This is a genomic window from Oribacterium sp. KHPX15 (assembly GCF_900107835.1).
Lineage (GTDB): Bacteria > Bacillota > Clostridia > Lachnospirales > Lachnospiraceae > Oribacterium.
On record NZ_FNRG01000005.1, the window covers coordinates 113,533 to 133,110 of the forward strand.

Annotated in this window: 19 protein-coding genes; 8 read left to right on the top strand and 11 right to left on the bottom strand. The window is 42.6% G+C overall.

Translation table 11 applies throughout. The features are described 5' to 3' along the window. Positions 1–16: 16 nt before the first annotated feature. From BLV86_RS05215 to BLV86_RS05250, 8 genes are all read left to right on the top strand, one after another. Complete coding sequence (locus tag BLV86_RS05215; RefSeq protein ID WP_242873239.1) at positions 17–676, top strand: type II secretion system F family protein; 660 nt, start codon at positions 17–19, stop codon at positions 674–676. Positions 677–680: 4 nt separating this feature from the next. Further along, positions 681–2,078 (top strand): type II secretion system F family protein, encoded by a 1,398-nt coding sequence (locus BLV86_RS05220; RefSeq protein ID WP_090815390.1) that lies wholly within the window; start codon positions 681–683, stop codon positions 2,076–2,078. Positions 2,079–2,273: 195 nt separating this feature from the next. After that, on the top strand, positions 2,274–2,603 hold the full coding sequence (locus BLV86_RS18745) for a Flp1 family type IVb pilin (RefSeq protein ID WP_330386199.1): 330 nt from the start codon (positions 2,274–2,276) through the stop codon (positions 2,601–2,603). Next, positions 2,603–4,627, top strand: coding sequence for a DUF5702 domain-containing protein (locus BLV86_RS05230; RefSeq protein ID WP_090815392.1), 2,025 nt, complete (start codon positions 2,603–2,605; stop codon positions 4,625–4,627). The genes BLV86_RS18745 and BLV86_RS05230 overlap by 1 nt, the downstream gene beginning before the upstream one ends. Before the next feature lie 11 nt (positions 4,628–4,638). Continuing rightward, positions 4,639–5,547, top strand: a complete 909-nt coding sequence (locus BLV86_RS05235; protein WP_090815394.1) for a hypothetical protein — start codon at positions 4,639–4,641, stop codon at positions 5,545–5,547. A gap of 7 nt (positions 5,548–5,554) precedes the next feature. Next, positions 5,555–6,040, top strand: a complete 486-nt coding sequence (locus BLV86_RS05240) for a prepilin peptidase (protein WP_175456443.1) — start codon at positions 5,555–5,557, stop codon at positions 6,038–6,040. 19 nt (positions 6,041–6,059) lie between these two features. After that, positions 6,060–6,296 carry a hypothetical protein gene (locus BLV86_RS05245; protein ID WP_031551929.1) on the top strand — a complete coding sequence of 79 codons (237 nt, stop codon included), beginning with the start codon at positions 6,060–6,062 and terminating at the stop codon, positions 6,294–6,296. A 2-nt stretch (positions 6,297–6,298) separates the two neighbouring features. Beyond that, positions 6,299–7,543: a DUF6382 domain-containing protein gene (locus tag BLV86_RS05250; RefSeq protein ID WP_090815397.1), complete on the top strand. Its 1,245-nt coding sequence runs from the start codon at positions 6,299–6,301 to the stop codon at positions 7,541–7,543. 80 nt (positions 7,544–7,623) lie between these two features. On the opposite strand, the gene BLV86_RS05255 is transcribed toward BLV86_RS05250, so the two are convergent. From BLV86_RS05255 to atpD, 11 genes are all read right to left on the bottom strand, one after another. After that, positions 7,624–8,256, bottom strand: a complete 633-nt coding sequence (locus BLV86_RS05255; protein ID WP_090815399.1) for a hypothetical protein — start codon at positions 8,254–8,256, stop codon at positions 7,624–7,626. A gap of 141 nt (positions 8,257–8,397) precedes the next feature. Next, positions 8,398–9,153 (bottom strand): tRNA threonylcarbamoyladenosine dehydratase, encoded by a 756-nt coding sequence (locus tag BLV86_RS05260; RefSeq protein WP_090815401.1) that lies wholly within the window; start codon positions 9,151–9,153, stop codon positions 8,398–8,400. A gap of 155 nt (positions 9,154–9,308) precedes the next feature. Further along, a complete protein-coding gene (locus BLV86_RS05265) occupies positions 9,309–10,058 on the bottom strand; it encodes a phosphotransferase (RefSeq protein ID WP_031551919.1) in 750 nt (249 codons plus the stop codon). Positions 10,059–10,200: 142 nt separating this feature from the next. Continuing rightward, the gene (gene glgB / locus BLV86_RS05270) at positions 10,201–12,099 is read right to left on the bottom strand and encodes a 1,4-alpha-glucan branching protein GlgB (protein WP_090815440.1); all 1,899 of its coding nucleotides are present in this window, start codon (positions 12,097–12,099) and stop codon (positions 10,201–10,203) included. A 159-nt stretch (positions 12,100–12,258) separates the two neighbouring features. Then, positions 12,259–13,584 (bottom strand): alpha-amylase family glycosyl hydrolase, encoded by a 1,326-nt coding sequence (locus BLV86_RS05275; RefSeq protein ID WP_090815403.1) that lies wholly within the window; start codon positions 13,582–13,584, stop codon positions 12,259–12,261. 132 nt (positions 13,585–13,716) lie between these two features. Beyond that, positions 13,717–14,877 (bottom strand): pyridoxal phosphate-dependent aminotransferase, encoded by a 1,161-nt coding sequence (locus BLV86_RS05280; RefSeq protein WP_031551904.1) that lies wholly within the window; start codon positions 14,875–14,877, stop codon positions 13,717–13,719. Further along, positions 14,874–15,356 carry an Lrp/AsnC family transcriptional regulator gene (locus BLV86_RS05285; protein ID WP_031551901.1) on the bottom strand — a complete coding sequence of 161 codons (483 nt, stop codon included), beginning with the start codon at positions 15,354–15,356 and terminating at the stop codon, positions 14,874–14,876. Before BLV86_RS05285 ends, BLV86_RS05280 begins: the two co-directional genes overlap by 4 nt. A 189-nt stretch (positions 15,357–15,545) precedes the next feature. Next, on the bottom strand, positions 15,546–16,289 hold the full coding sequence (locus tag BLV86_RS05290) for an AIR synthase family protein (RefSeq protein ID WP_090815405.1): 744 nt from the start codon (positions 16,287–16,289) through the stop codon (positions 15,546–15,548). 358 nt (positions 16,290–16,647) lie between these two features. After that, complete coding sequence (gene proC, locus BLV86_RS05295) at positions 16,648–17,454, bottom strand: pyrroline-5-carboxylate reductase (RefSeq protein WP_242873240.1); 807 nt, start codon at positions 17,452–17,454, stop codon at positions 16,648–16,650. Between the two features lie 161 nt (positions 17,455–17,615). Continuing rightward, positions 17,616–18,044 carry an ATP synthase F1 subunit epsilon gene (atpC, locus tag BLV86_RS05300; protein ID WP_031551893.1) on the bottom strand — a complete coding sequence of 143 codons (429 nt, stop codon included), beginning with the start codon at positions 18,042–18,044 and terminating at the stop codon, positions 17,616–17,618. 93 nt (positions 18,045–18,137) lie between these two features. Beyond that, positions 18,138–19,553 (bottom strand): F0F1 ATP synthase subunit beta, encoded by a 1,416-nt coding sequence (atpD, locus tag BLV86_RS05305; RefSeq protein ID WP_090815409.1) that lies wholly within the window; start codon positions 19,551–19,553, stop codon positions 18,138–18,140. Positions 19,554–19,578 lie beyond the last annotated feature (25 nt).

Consider the following 19,578-nt stretch of genomic DNA (forward strand, 5'->3'; position numbering starts at 1 on the left):
GGCAGCTGATGCACTGGTGAGCTATACATTTTACCAGAGTAAGCCGGTGTTTCTGGCAGCACTGCCCGTATGTCTCATTTACCCTTTTCTTATCAAAAAAACTCTGGTGGAAAAAAGACGTGAGCAGCTGCTGGAACAGTTCAAAGAGGCCCTGTCTACATTATCCTCATTCCTTAGTGCGGGTTACTCAACGGAAAATGCTTTCAGGGTCTCGGTTCCCGAGCTTAAGCACATGTTTTCTGAGGATGCGCTCATAGTAAGGGAATTTGAACACTTCACCAAGGGCATGGATCTTAACAAGCCTTTAGAGGATATGCTATCGGATTTTGCCTATCGTTCGGGTCTTGATGATGTATCCAATTTCGCAGAAATCTTCATCGCCGCAAAAAGGAACGGCGGAAACCTTGTTCAGATCATCGCACACACCTCAGGCATCATAAGAGACAAGGTTCAGATAATGGAGGATATCAAAACTTTGAATGCATCAAAGCAGTATGAACAGAAGGTCATGAATCTCATCCCCTTTGTCATCATAATCTATATGAATCTTTCTTCCCCGGACTTTTTCATGACTCTTTACACCCAGACCCTGGGCCGAATAACTATGACTGTATGCCTTCTTTTGTATTGTCTTGCAGTTTATCTTGCAAATCGCATTATGGATATAGAGGTGTAACCAAATGAAAGCTAAAAAAACATTAATTACAGCTTTTCAAAACAGGATGAGACAGCTTTCAGTGAAGCTCAGGAAGATTCCCCGAAAACTACTGAAGGAGCAGATGCTTTGTATAGGAGTATCGCTGATACTCAGTGTTCTGGTTTTTCTTAGCTCCCAGTCCGGGAACATTATCACAGGCGGAAACCTTATAGAAAGAAACAGCTATGGAAGCAGTGACAGGAATCTCACTCTGGAGGTTTCAGGTTTACGTGACGACTCGGATGTATCCCTGGATATAAAAGTAAGTCCCAGACGTTACAGTAAAGAGGAAGCTGACCTGGTATTTCAGGATATCGTCGAAAATATCGAAGGCATAATCATAAAGGACGAGGGTGAAAGTCTTGCGGCTGTAAGTCATGATCTAAACCTTGTAACCAGGCTTAAAGAAAGAGGCGTCGACCTGTCATGGGATTTCTATCCCGAAACCGGGGATCAGGAATCCTACAGAAAATACAGACATCTTATCGATGATAACGGTCAGGTTCATAATGATACCATACCTGAAGGTGAAGTTGTTACAGGCTACCTTTCACTTGTTATGAGTACCTTTATAGTTCCGGAGGAGACTGATTCTCAGGGTGGAACCTCCAAAGACTACACAAAGGTCAAGTATCATTCCGAGCCATACAAGATCTATGTTAATATAATCCCTCCCGAATTCAGTGAATATGAGCTTCTCCTTAGAAGCCTTAAGGAAAAGATAAGTGCAGCAGATATGTCCGCTCTCGGTAATGATTCCGTAACTCTTCCAACTGAACACGAGGGAAGGTCCATAAGCTATCATGAACCTTCAGATCAAACCTATCTTTTTATGCCTCTTCTCGGTTTAATCGCTGCCATGGCTTTATATCTTCGTCAGGGTTCTGTTGCAAAGGAAGAAAAAAAGAAAAAAGAAACTCTTCTCATGCTTGATTATTCCGATCTTGTGTCAAAACTTATGGTCTATACCGGAGCCGGGCTTACCATAAAAAATGCCTTTATAACTATTTCAAAAGGCTACGACAATCTGGTACAAAGAAAGCTTAAACCGGATCGTCCTCTCTATCAGGAGTTAAGAACACTTTGTTTTCAGTTCAATAGAAATATGCCGGAATCCGAGGTTTATCTTGACCTTGGGCGACGCATAAATCTTAAGTCTTATACAAAACTTGTATCTCTTATTGAGCAAAACCGCCGTACAGGAACAAAAAATCTCAGAGCCATGCTGGAGCTCGAAATGAATGATGCTTTCGAGCAGCGAAAAACCACAGCCAAACGTCTGGGTGAAGAGGCCGGCACCAAACTGCTGCTGCCCTTGTTTCTATTACTCGGCATAGTGATGGTCATAGTTATCGTTCCGGCTCTCACAGCCATAAGATAATGCTTTGACATTCACTTTTACCCCCTCTTTTTCCGGATTAATGTCCGGTTCAATATAAGATCCGGTTTGACTCTCAAACTACTGTCAAACTGTTTTTCTCCGGGGTTAATCCCGGCAAAATCATTCAAAAAGTGTCACCATAGTGCCACTTAATACTTAATTTAACGAGGAATAATCCTCAGAAGGAGATTTAAAATGAACATCACAACAACTACTATGCACTCATCACCTTTATCTGTTTTAGCTTTCGGCCCCTTTGGTCCCCTTGAGTATCTGGCAAGAAAAGTAATTGAATTTTTCAAAGGACTTCAGTTTACTCTTTTCTGCTGCGATCAGAAGGCAAAGAGAGCCCTTAGATCCCACATGGATTATGTCATCAACGGTGAATCCGGAATCGGAACTATTGAGATGGTACTGATTCTGGTAGTACTCATTGCCCTTGTACTTGTATTCAAAGGAAGGATCAATGACCTCCTCACCAACATCTTCGACCAGATCGACAGCTCAGCACAAAGCGTATATTGATGTTAAAGAAAGAAACAAAATCCTCAGTGACCATATTTATGGCACTTAGCTTCACCATGATAGCCGCTTTACTGCTGACAATTACAGAATCCTGCAGAACCGTCGGAGAACGGTTCTACTGGCAGGTCGCGGCGGATGCTTCAATGGAATCACTTTTTTCGCAGTACCACCGGGGACTTTGGGAAAACTATCGTCTCCTCGGTCTTCAGTACCGGACAGACGGGGATCTCATTGAAGAGTTCTATGATTTTTCCGAGCCCTACAGAAGTGCCCATAATCTTTTTCCGGGTAATCTGAAGGAGGACAACATTGACCTTAACAGTCATCTGCATATCACCGAGGATACCTGTTTTCAGGAGGAAATTCTTGAATACATGAAGTACGGCATGATTGATTCTATGATCCGTTTTGCGGGTTCCGATAAAAACGAATCCTATCTCTCTGAGGAAATGCAGAATATCTTTAAACGCACTACCGAAACCTCTGAAATCAGGGAACTCCAAAAGAAGTATGCCCTTGATTCCAATGATCTAAAGGCTGTGGAGGATGCGATTTTCAATGTTGATGCCTCTGCCAAAAACGCCAATGCATGTCACCATGACGCCTGGTCAGATCTTAAAAATGAATCTCCTGACGGGTTCTACGGTTCAAAAGACAATTTTATGGGGTCTCTTGACAAAATAGATTCGTCAGTTTCCGATTACACTGCCGCAGCAGATTCTCTTGCAGAGAAAGTCTCTGAACTAAGGAGCGATTTCGAATCCCGTAAGTCTTCACTTTCCGAAGAGGGCATCGCTGCCATAGAAGCAGAGATTTCCGAATACGAAAGCTACGTTTCGGGAACCGGGGCCGTAAGATCAGAAATAGAAGCCATGCCGGAAAAAACTTCCCGGCTTCGGGTCGATGCCGACCGGGTGGAAACCGACGTTCAGGAATTTGAAGAGTGGCTTCAGGAAGCGATGGAAGAATGTGATGACGATGAGGATGAGGATTATGATTTTGAAGCTGAAATAACCGCCTTTTACAGCAGTGCCTCAGGAGACTGGAACAGTTTTCCACTTGTTGCATATAACGGTGAGGTATCCGAGATAAACAGCCATAACAAGCAGCTTCTCGACAATATCAGCACCTTTTTAGAGGGCGAACTCCTCTCCCTGGTACTCCCTGAAGGTCAGGCAATTCCATCCAAAACAAAGGTTAATGACAGTAATCCACATTTTATGACGGATTCCACAGCCAATCCGGTGGAAATCGCTCTTATGGGTGAATACGCTATGAAGTATTTCAACTACTATCATCAGGGTACCCAGAATAAAGAATCTCTTCCCCCAAGCGGAAATACAGGTCTTGAACTTGAGTACCTGTTGGAAGGCAAGGAAAGTGATTATGATAATCTTTCCGAATTTGTCACTAAGCTTGTCACTCTGAGAGAAGGTCTCAATCTCATATATCTCTATACAGATACCGCTAAAAGAAATGAAGCCAGGGCTTTCGTTACTGCCTTTTTATGTGTAACCGCAAACCCTGCCCTTATATCGGTTTTCACCTTCTTTGTACTTGGAATCTGGGCACTTGCCCAATCCATAAAAGACGTTAAGACACTGCTTTCAAATGGTCGTGTCCCTGTTTTCCATGATTCAGAAACCTGGTCAATGGATATAGGCGACTTGCTGGATTTCGGAAGCAGCCGATCCATAGAAGCAGATAATACAGCAAAAAAAGGCCTGTCCTACAGAGATTACTTAAGAACCTTTTTGCTGGGACAGGGCATCATTGATCAGACTCTGGTCAATAAAAGGATGCTCAGCCGCATAGAAAGAAACCTTCGCACCATCGGAAAGGATCCGGAGTCAACATTCTCCATAGACGAATGTCTCTATGCTCTCGAGATAGACATTGAGCCTGATACAAGGCACGTTATGTACGGTACCGGAATTTTGAATCTGGCAGCAGGAAATGTTCCCGAAAAAGATTACTCTTTCCAGGTTTCAACCTATTACAAATATAAAAATGATACCCATTAAGTGAGTCCGACATGAAAAAGAAAGTATTTAAACGTACATTGCGCTTATTTCAAAACTCCAAGTACGAACAAACGCAATCAGAAAATAAAAATAAAAACAAATATATCACACAACTTAATACTTTTCTTCATTCATCATGCCGTTCTTCATATACGGTGGAGGCAACTCTCTCATTAACACTGCTCATTTTTGCCTGCGTTGTCCTCATGACACCCATGTTGATCCTGAACCACCAGCGTAATGCTCTTATGATCCTTGAAGAAAATTCCCGAATGGTGGCTCAGGAAAAATACATTGAATACTACACAAGGAAAGACGGAACCCTGAAGCTGGATAAAGATATGGTAAGCAGCTTTGAAACCACCCTTTCCGCCCTTGCTCTCGGTCACCAGATAGAGCAGCCGGGGATGGCACATATCGATATGCTTAAGGATTCCGAGGTAACCGATAAAAACATCAAGTATGTGGCTGATTATGATGCCGTATTACCTTTTTCGGTTTTTGGCCTGAACAGTATTGAGCAGCAGGTAGTAAGCAGCAGGAGAGCATGGATAGGTGCAGATGGAAACCGGTGGATGGAAGATAACGGAAACACCGGAATAAAGGATGATATCACGGTTTATGTAAGTACAAAGGAAAGCGATGTTTATCACACTACCATGGACTGTACCTATATAACTCATGAAATACATAAGGCTTCCGGAGAAGAAATGAAAACCCTTCGAACGAAGTTTGGAGGACGATTTTCTCCCTGTGCCTCCTGCAGACCAAATACAAGAATGTCAGTTGTATACTATACCAGCGGTGCCAGAAGCTATCACAGTACTCCCACTTGTAAAACCTTATCAAGTTACATTCAACCCTTTAAAAAATCCGAAGCAGAGGCTATGGGCAAACATGGCTGCATTCGCTGCGGTTAGAATCCATATGTTAAATACAATTATTTTATTTAAAGCCTGTTTTTTAATTTTTCTGTTTTATTTTTTCTTAGCCTGTGCATTTGATCTGAAATACAGAGCTGTGCCAACTATGATACATCTTATTTTTATCCTTACAGGATTCCCTTTGTTCCTGTACCTGAACATTTTCACCGTGACAGCTTTTGACTTCCCTGTATTGAACGAGCTGGTCCTGCGATTTCTTCCGGGTCTCCTGTTACTTTTTGTTAGCATAGTTTCAAGGGGATCTCTCGGAATAGGAGATGCCATATTTATGACCATTTCAGCCCTTTATATCGATCTGAGATCCATACTTTTTATCTTTATCAGCGGCTTTCTTTCAGCATTTATGGTAAGTGCTGTAATGCTTATTTACGGAAAGATGAAAAACAAGGATCTACACCATATGTCACTGCCCCTTATACCCCTTATGCTGCCGGGGCTTTACCCAATTCTTATGAATCTTAACCTTTAATCTCTAACCCGGAGTAACCATGAACACAATTGAAGCCACCTATGTACTAAGCTTTACTTTTTTAGTTATAGCTACTTTGATAAACGGAGCCGTCCACCTTCAATCAAAGATCAATAATTTCACAAGAACTGCCATCGAAGAGGAAGTGGACAGCCATAAACAGGATGGTGAAAAAATATTTAAACCGGAAAATTTCATTCGGGAAATCAGTATATTTGAGCAGGACATGGATCCTGCAGAAGAAGGAGAGTCCTAATCATGGAAAAAAATATCAGTTTTGAACATTCACTTACACACAGTTTCATGAACATCAGGAATATGGATATATCACCGGAAGCATATGAAACAAAGCTTTTAAAAGAAACCCCTGTACCCGGTGCTTTACCTTTAGTTTATGAACATTCACCGGAAGGTACGATCTTAAGCTACAATGTCACCGGTCTTGAACCCATGAACAGTCTTTTTGAAACAAAAGCATTATCCCACCTGGACATCTCAGTCTTTATGGAGTGTCTCAATGATTTTCTTTCCTCCCTGGAAGAGTATATGATCTCTGAAAACTCCGTATTCCTTTCCCCATCTTCCGTTTTCTACAATCCGGATAATAACAAGTGGCTTTTTACGCTGATTCCGGCATATGACAATGTTTTCCGGGATGAACTTACAGAGCTTCTCACATATGTTTTAAAGCATATTGATTATGAAGATGACAGAGCCGTCATCATCGGCTATTCCTTATTCCAGGAAACAGGCAAGGAGTTCTATCAGTTGACCGACCTCATGCGTATCGTGCGCACAAACATAGAGAAAGAAAAGGAAATAAAGAATGCTGCTGTTGAGAATCCCAAAAAACATCCGGGTCTCATATCGAAGGATGGCATTTTCAGACCTGTGGATGCCGGGATAATCCTGAACAATACCGGTAAAGATTCTTCCTCAACTCTTACATACAGTAATGAAGCTTGTGAAGATACTGAATTTATGAAGCTGAAAGCTCAGCTAAAGGGTGAAAAGTATGATGGGGTCTCCGGATCTTCCTTCGATAACATACCTCTGTCTTCCGTATCCTCATATCCGGAAACCGGTACAGGTAATATCTCCTTCCCTTCAGATTACGGCAAGGATAAATACCCGAATAATGATCTTTCTCAAAATGTGGAGGTTCGTAATCTGGCAGAACCTGAGGATGCAAATCTGTTCGGAATATTTACATTCCCACAGATCCATAAGTCCAAAGAAAACAGAAAAACTGAAACTTTGCAGAATGAAGCAACAATAAAAGACAGGCTTGATTCTAAATCCGGGGATCATTCTCTTAAGGGAAAGATTTTGCTTTCTGTTCTTCTTATGATCCTGATTCCATCTCTCGTCTGGTTCCTGAAAGGTGCTTTTGTATTTAGAAAAACCCTTCCTCTCATCATGGCTTTAGAAGTAGGCCTGTCTCTTATGATATTACTTGATCTCATCATGCATAAAATGCCTGATGAAGCTCAGGTTGCATGATACATATTAATTCCATTCCACTGTCAAACTGCGGCACAGATGGTGATGTGAAGCTATTTTTCACAGTACTACTCTGCTGCTTACTTCTCCTCAGCTTCTTTAGCTTCCTCTGCTGCATTTGCTTCCTCTGCCGCTTTTTCTTCTGCATCCAGATCTCTTTCGTAGGTATAATTCAGTATTCCGATATGTTTTTCCAACGCAAAGTTATCAGGAAGGTACTCACCAAGCTTTTTTCTGAACTCCTGATTGAGCGCAATGGCAGAATAAGCCTTTCCGGATATAGCACCTATCATATCACTGAATTCCGGTCTGTTCGGAAGAACATAGTAAACCTTTTCCACATCTGAAAGATCTGTCTTTATTCTCTTATTGTTAAAGCCTGTATTTCCGAAGCCATCAACGGAGATAAACGGAGTGAAAACTATGCTGACCCCTTCCTTATTTCCGTCAACAGCATAAAGATCAAAAAACTGGGATTCCTCATCACCCTTGCTTCCGGCAAACTCAGCTCTTATCCATTTGACTGAACCAACAATGTCCCGGTTAACGAACTGCTCCATGGTGACACTCGGTGTGTTGGGATCTCTCATATCCTTCAACCATTCACCCTGGATATACTTTATGTTGCTTTTAAGGTATCTGGGATATATTGATGCAAAATCTTCCTGTTTTAAAAGTAATACAACCCTCTCTTCACTATACCATCTCTTCATAAAGTCACCTCTCGATAAAAAAACTATTCTGTAGTTACAATCATTAAAGCAGTGGTTCTCTTACTAAGATTAACTAAAAATATACCAACCCCCGCGAAATTAAATATCTTTCTTTATTTTAATAATTCCGGGCAGTTTTTACTAGTCTTTTATAAGATCCTTTATAACTTCTCCACCAATTATCATTCCTGCAACAGCAGGTACAAATGCCACAGATCCGGGGGTTGCCTTTTTGAAAGCTCCGGAAGCAGCGGTTTCAGAATTGTAAGCTTCAGAATCCTCCGACGCTTTATCCACATTTTCCTTTGGCTTTACAGGTAATTCTGTGGAGAAAACAACTTTAAGCTTCTTAATGCCTCTTTTTTTAAGTTCCCGGCGCATAACCCTGGCCAGTGGATCTATAGAGGTTTTATATATGTCAGCAACCTGAAACTTTGTAGGATCAAGCTTATTGCCGGCTCCCATACTGCTTAGTACCGGAGTCCCGGCTTCATGGCAGGCTGTTATTATCTGTATCTTTGCTGTTACGGTGTCTACAGCATCCACAACATAGTCATATTCCCTGAAATCAAATTCATGACTGTTTTCAGGAAGAAAAAACATCCTGTGTGCATTAACTCTGCACCCGGGATTTATGTCGTTTATCCTCTCTGCCATTACATCAACTTTATATCTTCCGATGGTTTTTCTCGTGGCTATGATCTGGCGGTTGATATTGGATTCGTTAACGGTGTCATTATCCACCAGGTCTATGCTGCCTACTCCGGTTCTGGCCAGTACTTCACATACATATCCTCCGACACCTCCGACACCAAACACTATCACTCTTTTATTTTTAAGTTTTTCCACAGCCTCTTTTCCGAGAAGTATTTCAGTTCTGCTGAATGTAGATTCCATATCAAACCCTTTCCTATAAAATCGAGCAGAGATTATTACCTACTCGATTTCCCGTTAGCCGTCAAATGTGGGTTTATAAAAGCACAACGCCCGCTTGACGGCTTTATCACTAAAAAAACCGTCGCCCTCACGGCGACGGTTTCATCATACTTTGTTTACATCAAATCTGCAACGTTAAGCCAGCTTTCGAGAATCTCTTTCTCTTCAGGTCTGTTCTTGGTAAGATTTGCTGCTGCAACGATAGGCAGCCACTTATGTACATAGCTCTTATCTGTATTTGTCTTTGCACAGAAATCAGCATAATACTTCTCAGCTGCATCCTTATTCTTAAGATACAGAATGGTATAAGTTCTTGCAACATCCGCACTGGCATTACCCTGTGATGCATGTACCCAGTCAATAAGATACATACTTCCGTCATCCTTAACGATGATGTTTGAAGGTCTGAAATCTCCGTGCAAAAGCTTAAAGTGCTTTGGCATAGATTCAAGTCTTGTAAGAAGCTCATATCTGGTGCTTGAATCAATGGTGTTTAATCCATTGATCTGATATGTAAGCTTGTCTCTCAGCTTCTGAAGAAGAGGTGCCTTCTTTGTGAACATAAGAAGCTGAAGGTCTACCATTTTTCCGATATACTCATCAAGCTTATCCGGGTTTTCATCCATAAGCTGCTGAAGTGTCTTTCCTTCAACATACTCTTTTTCGATGAGCCACTGTCCGTCTTCAAATCTGACTCCTGTTATCTTTGGAACGTTTATCCCATCGATATTCTCAACACGAGTGTTGATAAATGCCTCATGGAAAACTTCAGACTTATCAAAATCTTTGGCAAATATCTTTAAGATTTTATCTCCGTCGCGATAAACACTCTGAGTTGCTTTTTGTGATAATAACTCTCTTGCCATGTTCCTGTCTCCTTTACATATAACCCTTATGTATTCACTGTCGTTCTAAAAATGTCCATCCGTTCTTTGGATAAACCTATCATACTACAGTGTTTTCCAAAAGGAAACAAAATTCGTTAAAAAAATAACAAATTTTTTATTATCAGTAATTGAACCTGAATACTGCGCATCCGTAAGCCGGTAATGAATATTTGATACGGAACGGTTTACCGTCGCATTCTCCTTTTTCTGCAAGATAAACATTCTTTGCATCCGCTCTTGTGTTTCCGTTTTCATCCAGGATCAAAGTATATTTGGTCTTTATGGGAGCTCCTACCATGTAGTCCTTTCTTTCCATAGGAGTCATATTGATAACGAAGAGAAGGCTGTTCTTTCCGGTCTTGTCCTTTCGTATAAAGCTGAAAATGGATCTGTCATTATCATCGGCATTGATCCACTCAAATCCCTGCCAGCTGTCATCAAGCTCCCATAAGGCAGGATACTTTCTATACATATGAAGGACATCCCTCATAAAATCATGGACGTTCTTATGCCATGGTTCATCGGTGAGATACCAGTCCAGAGCCACGTTCTCATTCCACTCATGGAGCTGGGCGAAGTCCTGTCCCATGAAAAGAAGTTTCTTTCCGGCATGACCAAACATGAACAGATAACCGCACTTCAGATTTCTGAACTTGTCCTCATAAATTCCGGGCATCTTGTTTATCATGGAACACTTAAGATGCACTACCTCATCATGTGAAAGCACAAGAATGAATTTTTCGGCAGTGGCATAGCTCATACCGAAGGTCATAAGGTTGTGGGCACCCTTACGGAATAACGGATCCAACTTCATGTAATCAAGGAAGTCATGCATCCAGCCCATATTCCATTTATAAGTAAATCCCAGACCATCATCCTCCGGAGGAGTTGTTACCTTCGGCCAGGCTGTGGACTCCTCTGCGATGATCATGGTTCCGTCTTTTCTTCCGCGTATTACGGAATTGAGATGCTTGAAGAACTCCATGGCATCAAGATTTCCGTTGCCTCCAAACTTGTTTGGAACCCACTGGCCATCCTTACGTCCATAGTCAAGGTATAACATTGATGCAACCGCATCCACACGAAGTCCGTCTATATGGTACTCGTCATACCAGTAAAGAGCATTTCCGATCAGGAAATTCTTTACCTCATTCTTGCTGTAGTTGAATATCTTTGTACCCCAGTCGGGATGCTCTCCCATACGTGGATCCGGATATTCATAGGTAGGGGTACCGTCAAAATCCGCAAGTCCCTGGGCATCCTTCGGGAAGTGTGCAGGAACCCAGTCAAGGATTACTCCGATTCCCTTCTGGTGAAGATGATCCACCATGTACATGAAATCCTTGGGAGAACCATATCTGCTGGTAGGTGCAAAATAACCGGTAACCTGATAACCCCAGCTGGCATCCAGAGGGTGTTCAGCTATTCCCATGAGCTCCACGTGAGTGTATCCCATGTCATTACAGTACTGTGCAAGCTCATCTGCTGCCTCTCTGTAATTATAGAAACCGTTCTTCTCTTCCCGGTTTTTCTTACGCCATGAACCTATATGACATTCGTAAATAGCCATGGGCTGTGCAAATGTAGGAGTTGCAGCTCTTTTGCTGAGCCACTCACCATCACCCCAGGGATACCCTGCCACATCTGCAGTTTTGGATGCGGTTCCGGGTCTGTATTCTGCAGAGAATGCATAAGGATCGGCTTTATATAATATCTCGCCTCTCTGGGTATGTATGGCGAACTTATAAAGCTCATCATAACCCATGTTCTCTATAAAGCCTTCATATATTCCGCTATCCTCCAGAGGAAGCATATAATTCGCTTCCACATCCCATCCGTTTCTGTCGCAAACGATGGCTACCGCCTTTGCGTGAGGAGCCCAGACGGCAAAATGCATTCCCTTCTTTCCGTTCAGTACAGCAGGATGGGCTCCCATCTTCTGGTAAATTTTGTAATTTCTGCCTTCACCAAAAAGATAACGGTCCAACTGAGTTAAAAATACGGGATCCAATTCTTCCATATCCTGCCTCTTTTGTTTTGGTGCATCAACGGATACTGCGGGAGCGGGTGTGGTGTTTATCACTACGTTACTTTTTTCTACCTTTGGTTTGGTTATTTTTTTTCTTCTTGATGACCTAGATGACATTCTTTTCCTCCATATTAATAATGTTTGTTTATCTCACTTTATCTTTATAATCTTCCCCGAATTCGGTTCAAGATTTATCATGATCCTGTCGTCCTGCTCTATCTCAATTTCCTCTTCCGTTATGAGATCAAAGGCAACATTACCCTTTACAGGCAGGGTTACATAAAACACAGCCGGTTCTTCGGCATTGTTAAGTGCCGTTATCACCGCACTGTTTGTATCTACCCGGGCATATGCCCATTGCTTACACTGAAGATAAAGCTCTTTATACTGTCCCATATGAAGCTCTGAATTCTTGCCGTGAATCTCCGCAAGCTTGGCCACAAAGGAAGTAAAACTGTTTGGCTTCATTTCATCAATATTGATGGAAGGTCTCAGAGGACTGTCATCACATCCGTCCTTTTTCTTTCCCTCCAGTCCGAATTCACCGCCATAATAAATCGAAGGCTTACCCGGCATTGTGAAAAGGGCCATGTAACAGGGCTTAAGGTTATCTTTATTCTCAAGCTTTGAAGCGATCCTGTCCACATCATGGTTCTCAAGGAACAGATAAAGATCCCTCGCGATATTCATATTACGGTTTAAGTTATGGGCAATCTCAAAGAAATTGTGGCTGTTAAAACCGCTATATATGGATTTATGAAGCTCATAGTTTGTGACTGAATGCAGGGTCTCAGCATTAACCCATCTCGGATATTCACCGTGTATAACCTCTCCCATAAGCCAGAAATCAGGTTTCATCTGAGTTGTAAAGTATCGGAGTGACTTTTGGAAATTGATATCCAGAACATCCGCGCAGTCAAGTCTCAGTCCGTCAATATCAAAGGTATCCACCCAGTACTGAACCACTTCAATGAGATATTTCCGCATATGCTCATTATTGAAGTTAAGCTCAGGAAGCTCCCATGCCCCTCTCCAGGCGGAATAGCTGAAATTATCACCTCTAGGTGAACGGCCTCCGAAGTTGATGCCTTTGTACCAGTCCTTATACTGACTGTCCGGTCCCTTTTCCCTTATATCCTTGAATGCAAAAAAGTCTCTGCCGGTGTGGTTGAAAACTGTGTCAACTATCACATGGATGCCGTAATTATGGGCCGTGTCCACAAATTTCCGAAAGTCATCATTGGTACCAAGTCTACGGTCTACGGTTTTGTAATCAGTGGTGTCATATCCATGACTTCCGGACTCAAAGAGCGGTCCAATGTATATGGCGTCACATCCAAGTACCTTAAGATAGGGGATAAAAGCCGTAAGCTGATCAAAGCGGCGTTTCACTTTTCCGCCATCATTCACTTTTTCGGCTCCCACCATACCAAGTGGGTACATATGATAAAAAATTGCACTATCGTACCAGGCCATATTTCCTCCGTATGTAAAAAAAATTCTGCAATGGTCATCAGTCGATAAAGGATTCTTTCGTTACTACCAAAATTATACCATGTAAGCCATATAGTTTTGAGTACCTAAAAAGAATCCCCGGGGATTATCTGTTTATTTCAGTCTGCTCACAAATTTTTCTATCCTGTCCAGAGCTTTCTTCAGATCCTGAAGCGAATATGCATAGGAGATACGCAAAAATCCTTCGCCGCAGTCTCCGAAGGCAGTACCGGGAACCAGGGCAACCTTTTCCTCTTCAAGAAGTCTCGTTGCAAATTCCTCTGAACTCATATTAAAGCGTTTGATGGATGGAAATACATAGAAGGCTCCGTAAGGCTCGAAGCAATCCATACCCATCTCTCTCAGACGTGTAACCAGATATCTTCTTCGTTCGTTATATGAATCTCTCATCTTGGCTACATCTTCGTCACCGTTTTTCAGGGCTTCCGTAGCCGCATACTGTGAAGTTGTGGGAGCGCACATGATGGCGAACTGATGAAGTTTGAGGATCTGCTGCATTATGATCTGAGGTCCGCAGCAGTAACCAAGTCTCCATCCGGTCATGGCATAGGCCTTGGAGAAACCATTGATATAAACAGTTCTCTCACGCATTCCCGGGAACTCAATGATACTTGAGGGAGTTCCCTTATAGCTTAGCTCACTGTAGATTTCATCTGTAATAACAAAGAGGTCGTGCTCTTCGATGATAGGTATAAGCTTCTCCAGATCCTCCTTCTCCATAATTGCTCCTGTAGGATTGTTGGGGAAGGGGAGTACCAGCACCTTTGTCTTCGGTGTGATCTTTTCCAGAAGCTTCTCCGGTGTCAGTCTGAAATCATCCTTTTCTTCAAGCTCTATAGGAACCGGTGTGCCACCTGCCATGATGGCGCAGGGAACGTAGGATACGTAGCTTGGCTGAGGTACCAGCACCTCATCTCCGGGATCAAGCATTACCCTGAGAGCCATATCTATGGCCTCTGATCCGCCTACCGTTACCAGGGTCTCGGTCACCGGATTATAATCTATATTGTACTTTCTCTTTATATATCTGGTGATCTCTTCTCTCAGTTCCTTAAGACCTGAATTGGAAGTATAAAAGGTTCTTCCTCTTTCAAGAGAATGGATACCCTCTTCTCTTATATGCCACGGAGTGTCAAAATCAGGCTCACCAACTCCGAGGGATATGGCGTCCTTCATCTCCGAGACTATGTCAAAAAATTTTCTTATACCACTTGGCTGTATGCCCGTGATCTTACTGTTCAATGGATTTCTCATGGTGATACCTTCATTCTCTCGTCAACTCTTGGCTGTTCTATAACGGTGCCATGATCTTTATATTTCTTAAGAACAAAATGTGTAGCTGTGGAAAGAACGGATTCCATGGGAGAAAGCTTGCTGGATACGAAAGATGCAACCTCCTTCATGGTTTTTCCGCTTATAAGCACAGTGAAGTCAAAGGAACCTGACATAAGATAAACCGCATCAACCTCATCATACTGATAGATACGCTGTGCAATGGAATCAAATCCAAGTCCGCGCTGAGGTGTAACCTTTACTTCTATAAGTGCATCAACTCTCTCATCCTGGGTTTTGTCCCAGTTTATAAGAGTATGATATCCGCAGATGATATGTTCATTTTCCATTGCCTCTATCTCTGCAGAAACCTTCGACTCAGACTCACCAAGGATGTTTGCGATATCCTTGACTGTAAGCCGGGAATTCTTTTCTATGATGGTTAAGATTTTTTCTCTCATGATTTTCTCCTTACTTTTTATTTACTTCCCTCTAACATTATATTCAATTTTAATATCCCATAACTGTTCATACAACTTAAGACTCTATTAAGGTAAAGCAATATCATCAGCCGACCCTTACCTATGCCTCAGATATGTAACGGTTCAACCTGTGGACCATTACGCAGATATCATTTATGCAGCTCGCAGCTAAATGAATCTGTCCAGCTCTTCATAGCTTTCACGGGTCAGATATCCGATCTCACTCCCGTCCACCCGGATACGCTTTTTTTCTTTTGTTATCCTTCCGAAAACAGCTGCTCTTACAGGCTCCGTGGTCCTTACATGCTGCTCACTGTCAAACCCCACTCTTGAACCTTTTGCAAATGTCTCGTCCGCTAAGTCTTTGGATGCCCTTAACTGCATCTCCAGAAAATCACGGCAAAAGTGGTCTCCCTTTTCCATGGTCATGAGGAAACAGTCCCTGGACCATAGTCTATAGGGCAGAACATCAAATAACTCACATATTTCCATGGTAAACTGGCTTACCGGAATACTGTCATATCTGAACTCACATCCAAGACCGTAACCCTTTTTTCTTCCGGTTTCCGGATCCAATGCTGCCGCCTCGCAAAAATCCCACAAAGCCTTAAGTATCCCGCCCTTTTCAACATTTCGGATTTCGGTCACACCATAGGTCTTTTTATAATCCGGCATGGCGTACTCTATAGGATCTGCTTCAGCCTCATCCGCTCGTGCCTCCCGGGCGGCATGGTACCACTGCTCCATTACATCTTTCTGCTCCGAGAGCTTTCTTTTTTCTTCAGAAAGATAGAACCCGGAAAATCTTTTATAAATTTCCTCCGGATGCAATTCCAAAAGCTTTTCAGCTCCATAGGTACCTATCTCCCCTACTATCACAAGGTCCTGCCCCGGCTTTATCTTTTGATTCATGTCGTCACCTGAACGAAGAAGCGGCAGTCCGCAATGGACTGCCGCTTCGCATTTCTCTTTCTTATTTCAAAATATAAGGAAGAACCATTGTCAGCACCATTGCAAATACAAGAGCAATGACAATAACCGCTGATATGGTTTTCTTTGTTTTTGGATTCATCATCTCTATACTGTCTCCCTGAAACCTCTTCTGTATTAATGTTTCAACCGGCATTTAAGACCTAACGTCAAAAATCCATGCCAACAATTTTTTTATATAATACACTTTTTACTTAGTACTGACAAGTTTTTTATACTTAAGGACTGTTACAAGAATACCATACTCCGGTCAGTATCATCCTGTATCATAATTTCCGTCTCATCCCTGAATCGCCTTTACGGCATCTATCACAGCTCCTCTGAATCCATGTTCCTCCAATGCCGCAACTCCTTTTATGGTGGATCCGCCCGGTGAACAAACTTCATCCTTCATCTCTCCGGGATGCTTTCCGCTGTGGAGCTGAAGTGCAGAGGTGCCCTCTATCATTCTTGACACCATCTGATAAGCTGTCTTTCTCGGTATTCCATACATTACCGCTGCATCGGAAAGTGATTCTATGAACATATCCGTAAAGGCAGGACCGCATCCGCAGACTGTACCTGAGATTCCAAGAAGCTTTGTCTCTGCAGGAATGACCAGACTTATCTTTCCCAGAAGGTCACTTACGGTTTCAAACTCTTCCTCTGAAAGAGAATGTTTATTTTCCACAACAAAGATGCCCTTATTTATGGCAACCGGAGTGTTCGGACAGGAACATATAACATGAGTTCCCTTTACAAGAACCTCTTCATCAAAGTATCTGTCATAATTATATCCCCATACAACAGATACTATCACCTTACCATCAAGAGAAAGCTGGGCTCTCAAAGGTGTGATAACTTCCTTTATCTTGGCAGGCTTAACCGCAATAAAAATCACATCTGATACATCGACAACTTTCGATGCATCATCCATAGGGTTTATTCCGCCCATTTTTTCACATTTTTCCTGAAGCTTGTCAAAGTGACCTGCTGCAGCATAGCAATTTTCTGCCGGAAAACCGGAATTGATAAGTCCTTCAGCAATTGCACCCGCCATATTTCCAAATCCTATAAAACCAACTTTTAGTTCTTCTGTCATTCGCATATTACACTCCTTAATCTGATGTATCTAACCGACTCTATAATCTTCTTTTATTTTATATTCTCTCTCTTTTCAATTCCATTTCTTTTTAGTTATGACGGATATACAGAAAGAAGGCAGACTTATGAATTGAACTTACCATAAGTCTGCCTTCCTGAAATTAATTAAATATAATGCTTCTTCTGACTGGAGAATTCAAGTCTTGTAAGAGCACGGGCAAGAGACATCTGTGATCTCTTGAATTCACCTACCGACTGCTTCTGTCTCAGCTGTTCAAGGGCTCTTTCCTTTGCCTCTTCAGCTCTTCTTACGTCGATCTCTTCGGCGGTTTCGCAGGTGTCCACAAGTACCGTCACACGATTATTGGCAATGGTACATACGCCGTTGCTCACAACAACGGTTATTCTTTCCCCATCCGGCTTAACGATACTCATCTGACCGGTTTCCAATGCATAAACAACAGGTGCATGGTGTGCCATGATACCTCTGGATCCGGTCAGTGTATTGATCTGCAGATATTCTGCCTGTCCCATATAAAATACCTTGTTGGAAGCTGTCACATTAAGACTAAAGGTCGCCACCTTATCTGCCATCTCAAAACCTCACATTAACTCAACTTACAAATCTGAGGAAACATTACTTAAATCAAAATTTCCTCCGGTAAAGCACCGATTCAATCGGTAATTTTAGCCGACATTTTTCTTGGATTCGGCATTCGCCATATCCTCAGCCTTTTTCTTTACGTCCTCGATGGTTCCCACATTAAAGAATGCACTCTCCGGATAGTTATCCATCTCACCATCGATTATAGCCTTGAAGCCCTTGATGGTATCCTTGAGCTGAACGTACTTACCCGGAACTCCGGTGAACTGTTCACCTACAAAGAAAGGCTGACTAAGGAAGTTACGAATCTTACGGGCTCTGAATACCGTCTTCTTATCCTCTTCCGAAAGTTCTTCCATACCGAGGATAGCGATGATATCCTGAAGCTCTTTGTACTTCTGAAGTATTCTGAGTACGCTCTGGGCTGTGTCATAATGCTCCTTACCAACTATTTCTTCGGTAAGAATTCTTGATGAAGATTCCAGAGGATCCACTGCAGGATAGATACCCTGCTCAACTACCTTACGGCTAAGTACGGTGGTTGCATCAAGATGTGCAAATGTTGTTGCCGGAGCAGGATCAGTAAGGTCATCCGCAGGAACGTATACTGCCTGAACAGATGTTACGGAACCCTGACGTGTGGATGCGATTCTCTCCTGAAGCTGTCCCATCTCTGTTGCAAGAGTGGGCTGGTAACCTACCGCCGAAGGCATTCTTCCAAGGAGTGACGAAACCTCGGAACCTGCCTGTACGAATCTGAAAATGTTATCAATAAACAGAAGCACATCCTTATGCTGAACATCACGGAAATACTCAGCCATAGTGAGGCCGGTCTCCGCAACTCTCATTCTCGCACCTGGAGCCTCATTCATCTGTCCGAACACGAGAGCAGTGTTTTTAATAACTCCGCTTTCTGTCATCTCGCTGTAGAGATCGTTTCCTTCACGTGAACGCTCTCCCACACCGGTGAAGATTGAGTATCCGCCATGCTCTGTTGCGATATTTCTGATAAGCTCCTGAATAAGGACTGTTTTACCTACACCGGCTCCTCCGAAAAGTCCGATCTTTCCGCCCTTTGCATAGGGTGCCAGAAGATCGATAACCTTTATTCCTGTTTCCAGTACTTCCTGAACCGGATTCTGATCTTCAAACTTAGGCGGCTTTCTGTGGATCTCCCAACGTTCTTCCGTTTCGGGATCCTCCTTGCCGTCTATAGCATCACCAAGAACATTGAAAAGTCTTCCAAGGGTCTTTTCTCCAACCGGAACAGTGATACCTTTTCCGGTGTCGATAACCTCCATATCCCTTTCAAGTCCTTCACTGGCAGTAAGCATGATGCACCTGACTGTACTGTGCCCAAGCTGCTGCGCAACTTCCATGGTACATTTGGTACCATGATTATCTACATTAAGTGCAGTCTTTATCTCCGGAACGGAACCGGTCTCAAACTCGACATCCACTACCGGACCCATTACCTGCACTATTTTTCCTATCTGCATATGTATCTCCTTGTAAACCCACCGG

Bases quoted from the DNA above. Each gene is read 5' to 3' on its own strand.
- atpD (WP_090815409.1), bottom strand. From the start codon at position 19,553: ATGCAGATAGGAAAAATAGTGCAGGTAATGGGTCCGGTAGTGGATGTC.
- BLV86_RS05265 (WP_031551919.1), bottom strand. From the start codon at position 10,058: ATGGCAAGAGAGTTATTATCACAAAAAGCAACTCAGAGTGTTTATCGC.
- atpC (WP_031551893.1), bottom strand. From the start codon at position 18,044: ATGGCAGATAAGGTGGCGACCTTTAGTCTTAATGTGACAGCTTCCAAC.
- BLV86_RS05240 (WP_175456443.1), top strand. From the start codon at position 5,555: ATGTTAAATACAATTATTTTATTTAAAGCCTGTTTTTTAATTTTTCTG.
- BLV86_RS05245 (WP_031551929.1), top strand. From the start codon at position 6,060: ATGAACACAATTGAAGCCACCTATGTACTAAGCTTTACTTTTTTAGTT.
- BLV86_RS05290 (WP_090815405.1), bottom strand. From the start codon at position 16,289: ATGAATCAAAAGATAAAGCCGGGGCAGGACCTTGTGATAGTAGGGGAG.
- glgB (WP_090815440.1), bottom strand. From the start codon at position 12,099: ATGGAAGAATTGGATCCCGTATTTTTAACTCAGTTGGACCGTTATCTT.
- BLV86_RS05275 (WP_090815403.1), bottom strand. From the start codon at position 13,584: ATGGCCTGGTACGATAGTGCAATTTTTTATCATATGTACCCACTTGGT.
- BLV86_RS05285 (WP_031551901.1), bottom strand. From the start codon at position 15,356: ATGAGAGAAAAAATCTTAACCATCATAGAAAAGAATTCCCGGCTTACA.
- BLV86_RS05220 (WP_090815390.1), top strand. From the start codon at position 681: ATGAAAGCTAAAAAAACATTAATTACAGCTTTTCAAAACAGGATGAGA.
- proC (WP_242873240.1), bottom strand. From the start codon at position 17,454: ATGCGAATGACAGAAGAACTAAAAGTTGGTTTTATAGGATTTGGAAAT.
- BLV86_RS05260 (WP_090815401.1), bottom strand. From the start codon at position 9,153: ATGGAATCTACATTCAGCAGAACTGAAATACTTCTCGGAAAAGAGGCT.
- BLV86_RS05230 (WP_090815392.1), top strand. From the start codon at position 2,603: ATGTTAAAGAAAGAAACAAAATCCTCAGTGACCATATTTATGGCACTT.
- BLV86_RS05250 (WP_090815397.1), top strand. From the start codon at position 6,299: ATGGAAAAAAATATCAGTTTTGAACATTCACTTACACACAGTTTCATG.
- BLV86_RS18745 (WP_330386199.1), top strand. From the start codon at position 2,274: ATGAACATCACAACAACTACTATGCACTCATCACCTTTATCTGTTTTA.
- BLV86_RS05235 (WP_090815394.1), top strand. From the start codon at position 4,639: ATGAAAAAGAAAGTATTTAAACGTACATTGCGCTTATTTCAAAACTCC.
- BLV86_RS05255 (WP_090815399.1), bottom strand. From the start codon at position 8,256: ATGAAGAGATGGTATAGTGAAGAGAGGGTTGTATTACTTTTAAAACAG.
- BLV86_RS05280 (WP_031551904.1), bottom strand. From the start codon at position 14,877: ATGAGAAATCCATTGAACAGTAAGATCACGGGCATACAGCCAAGTGGT.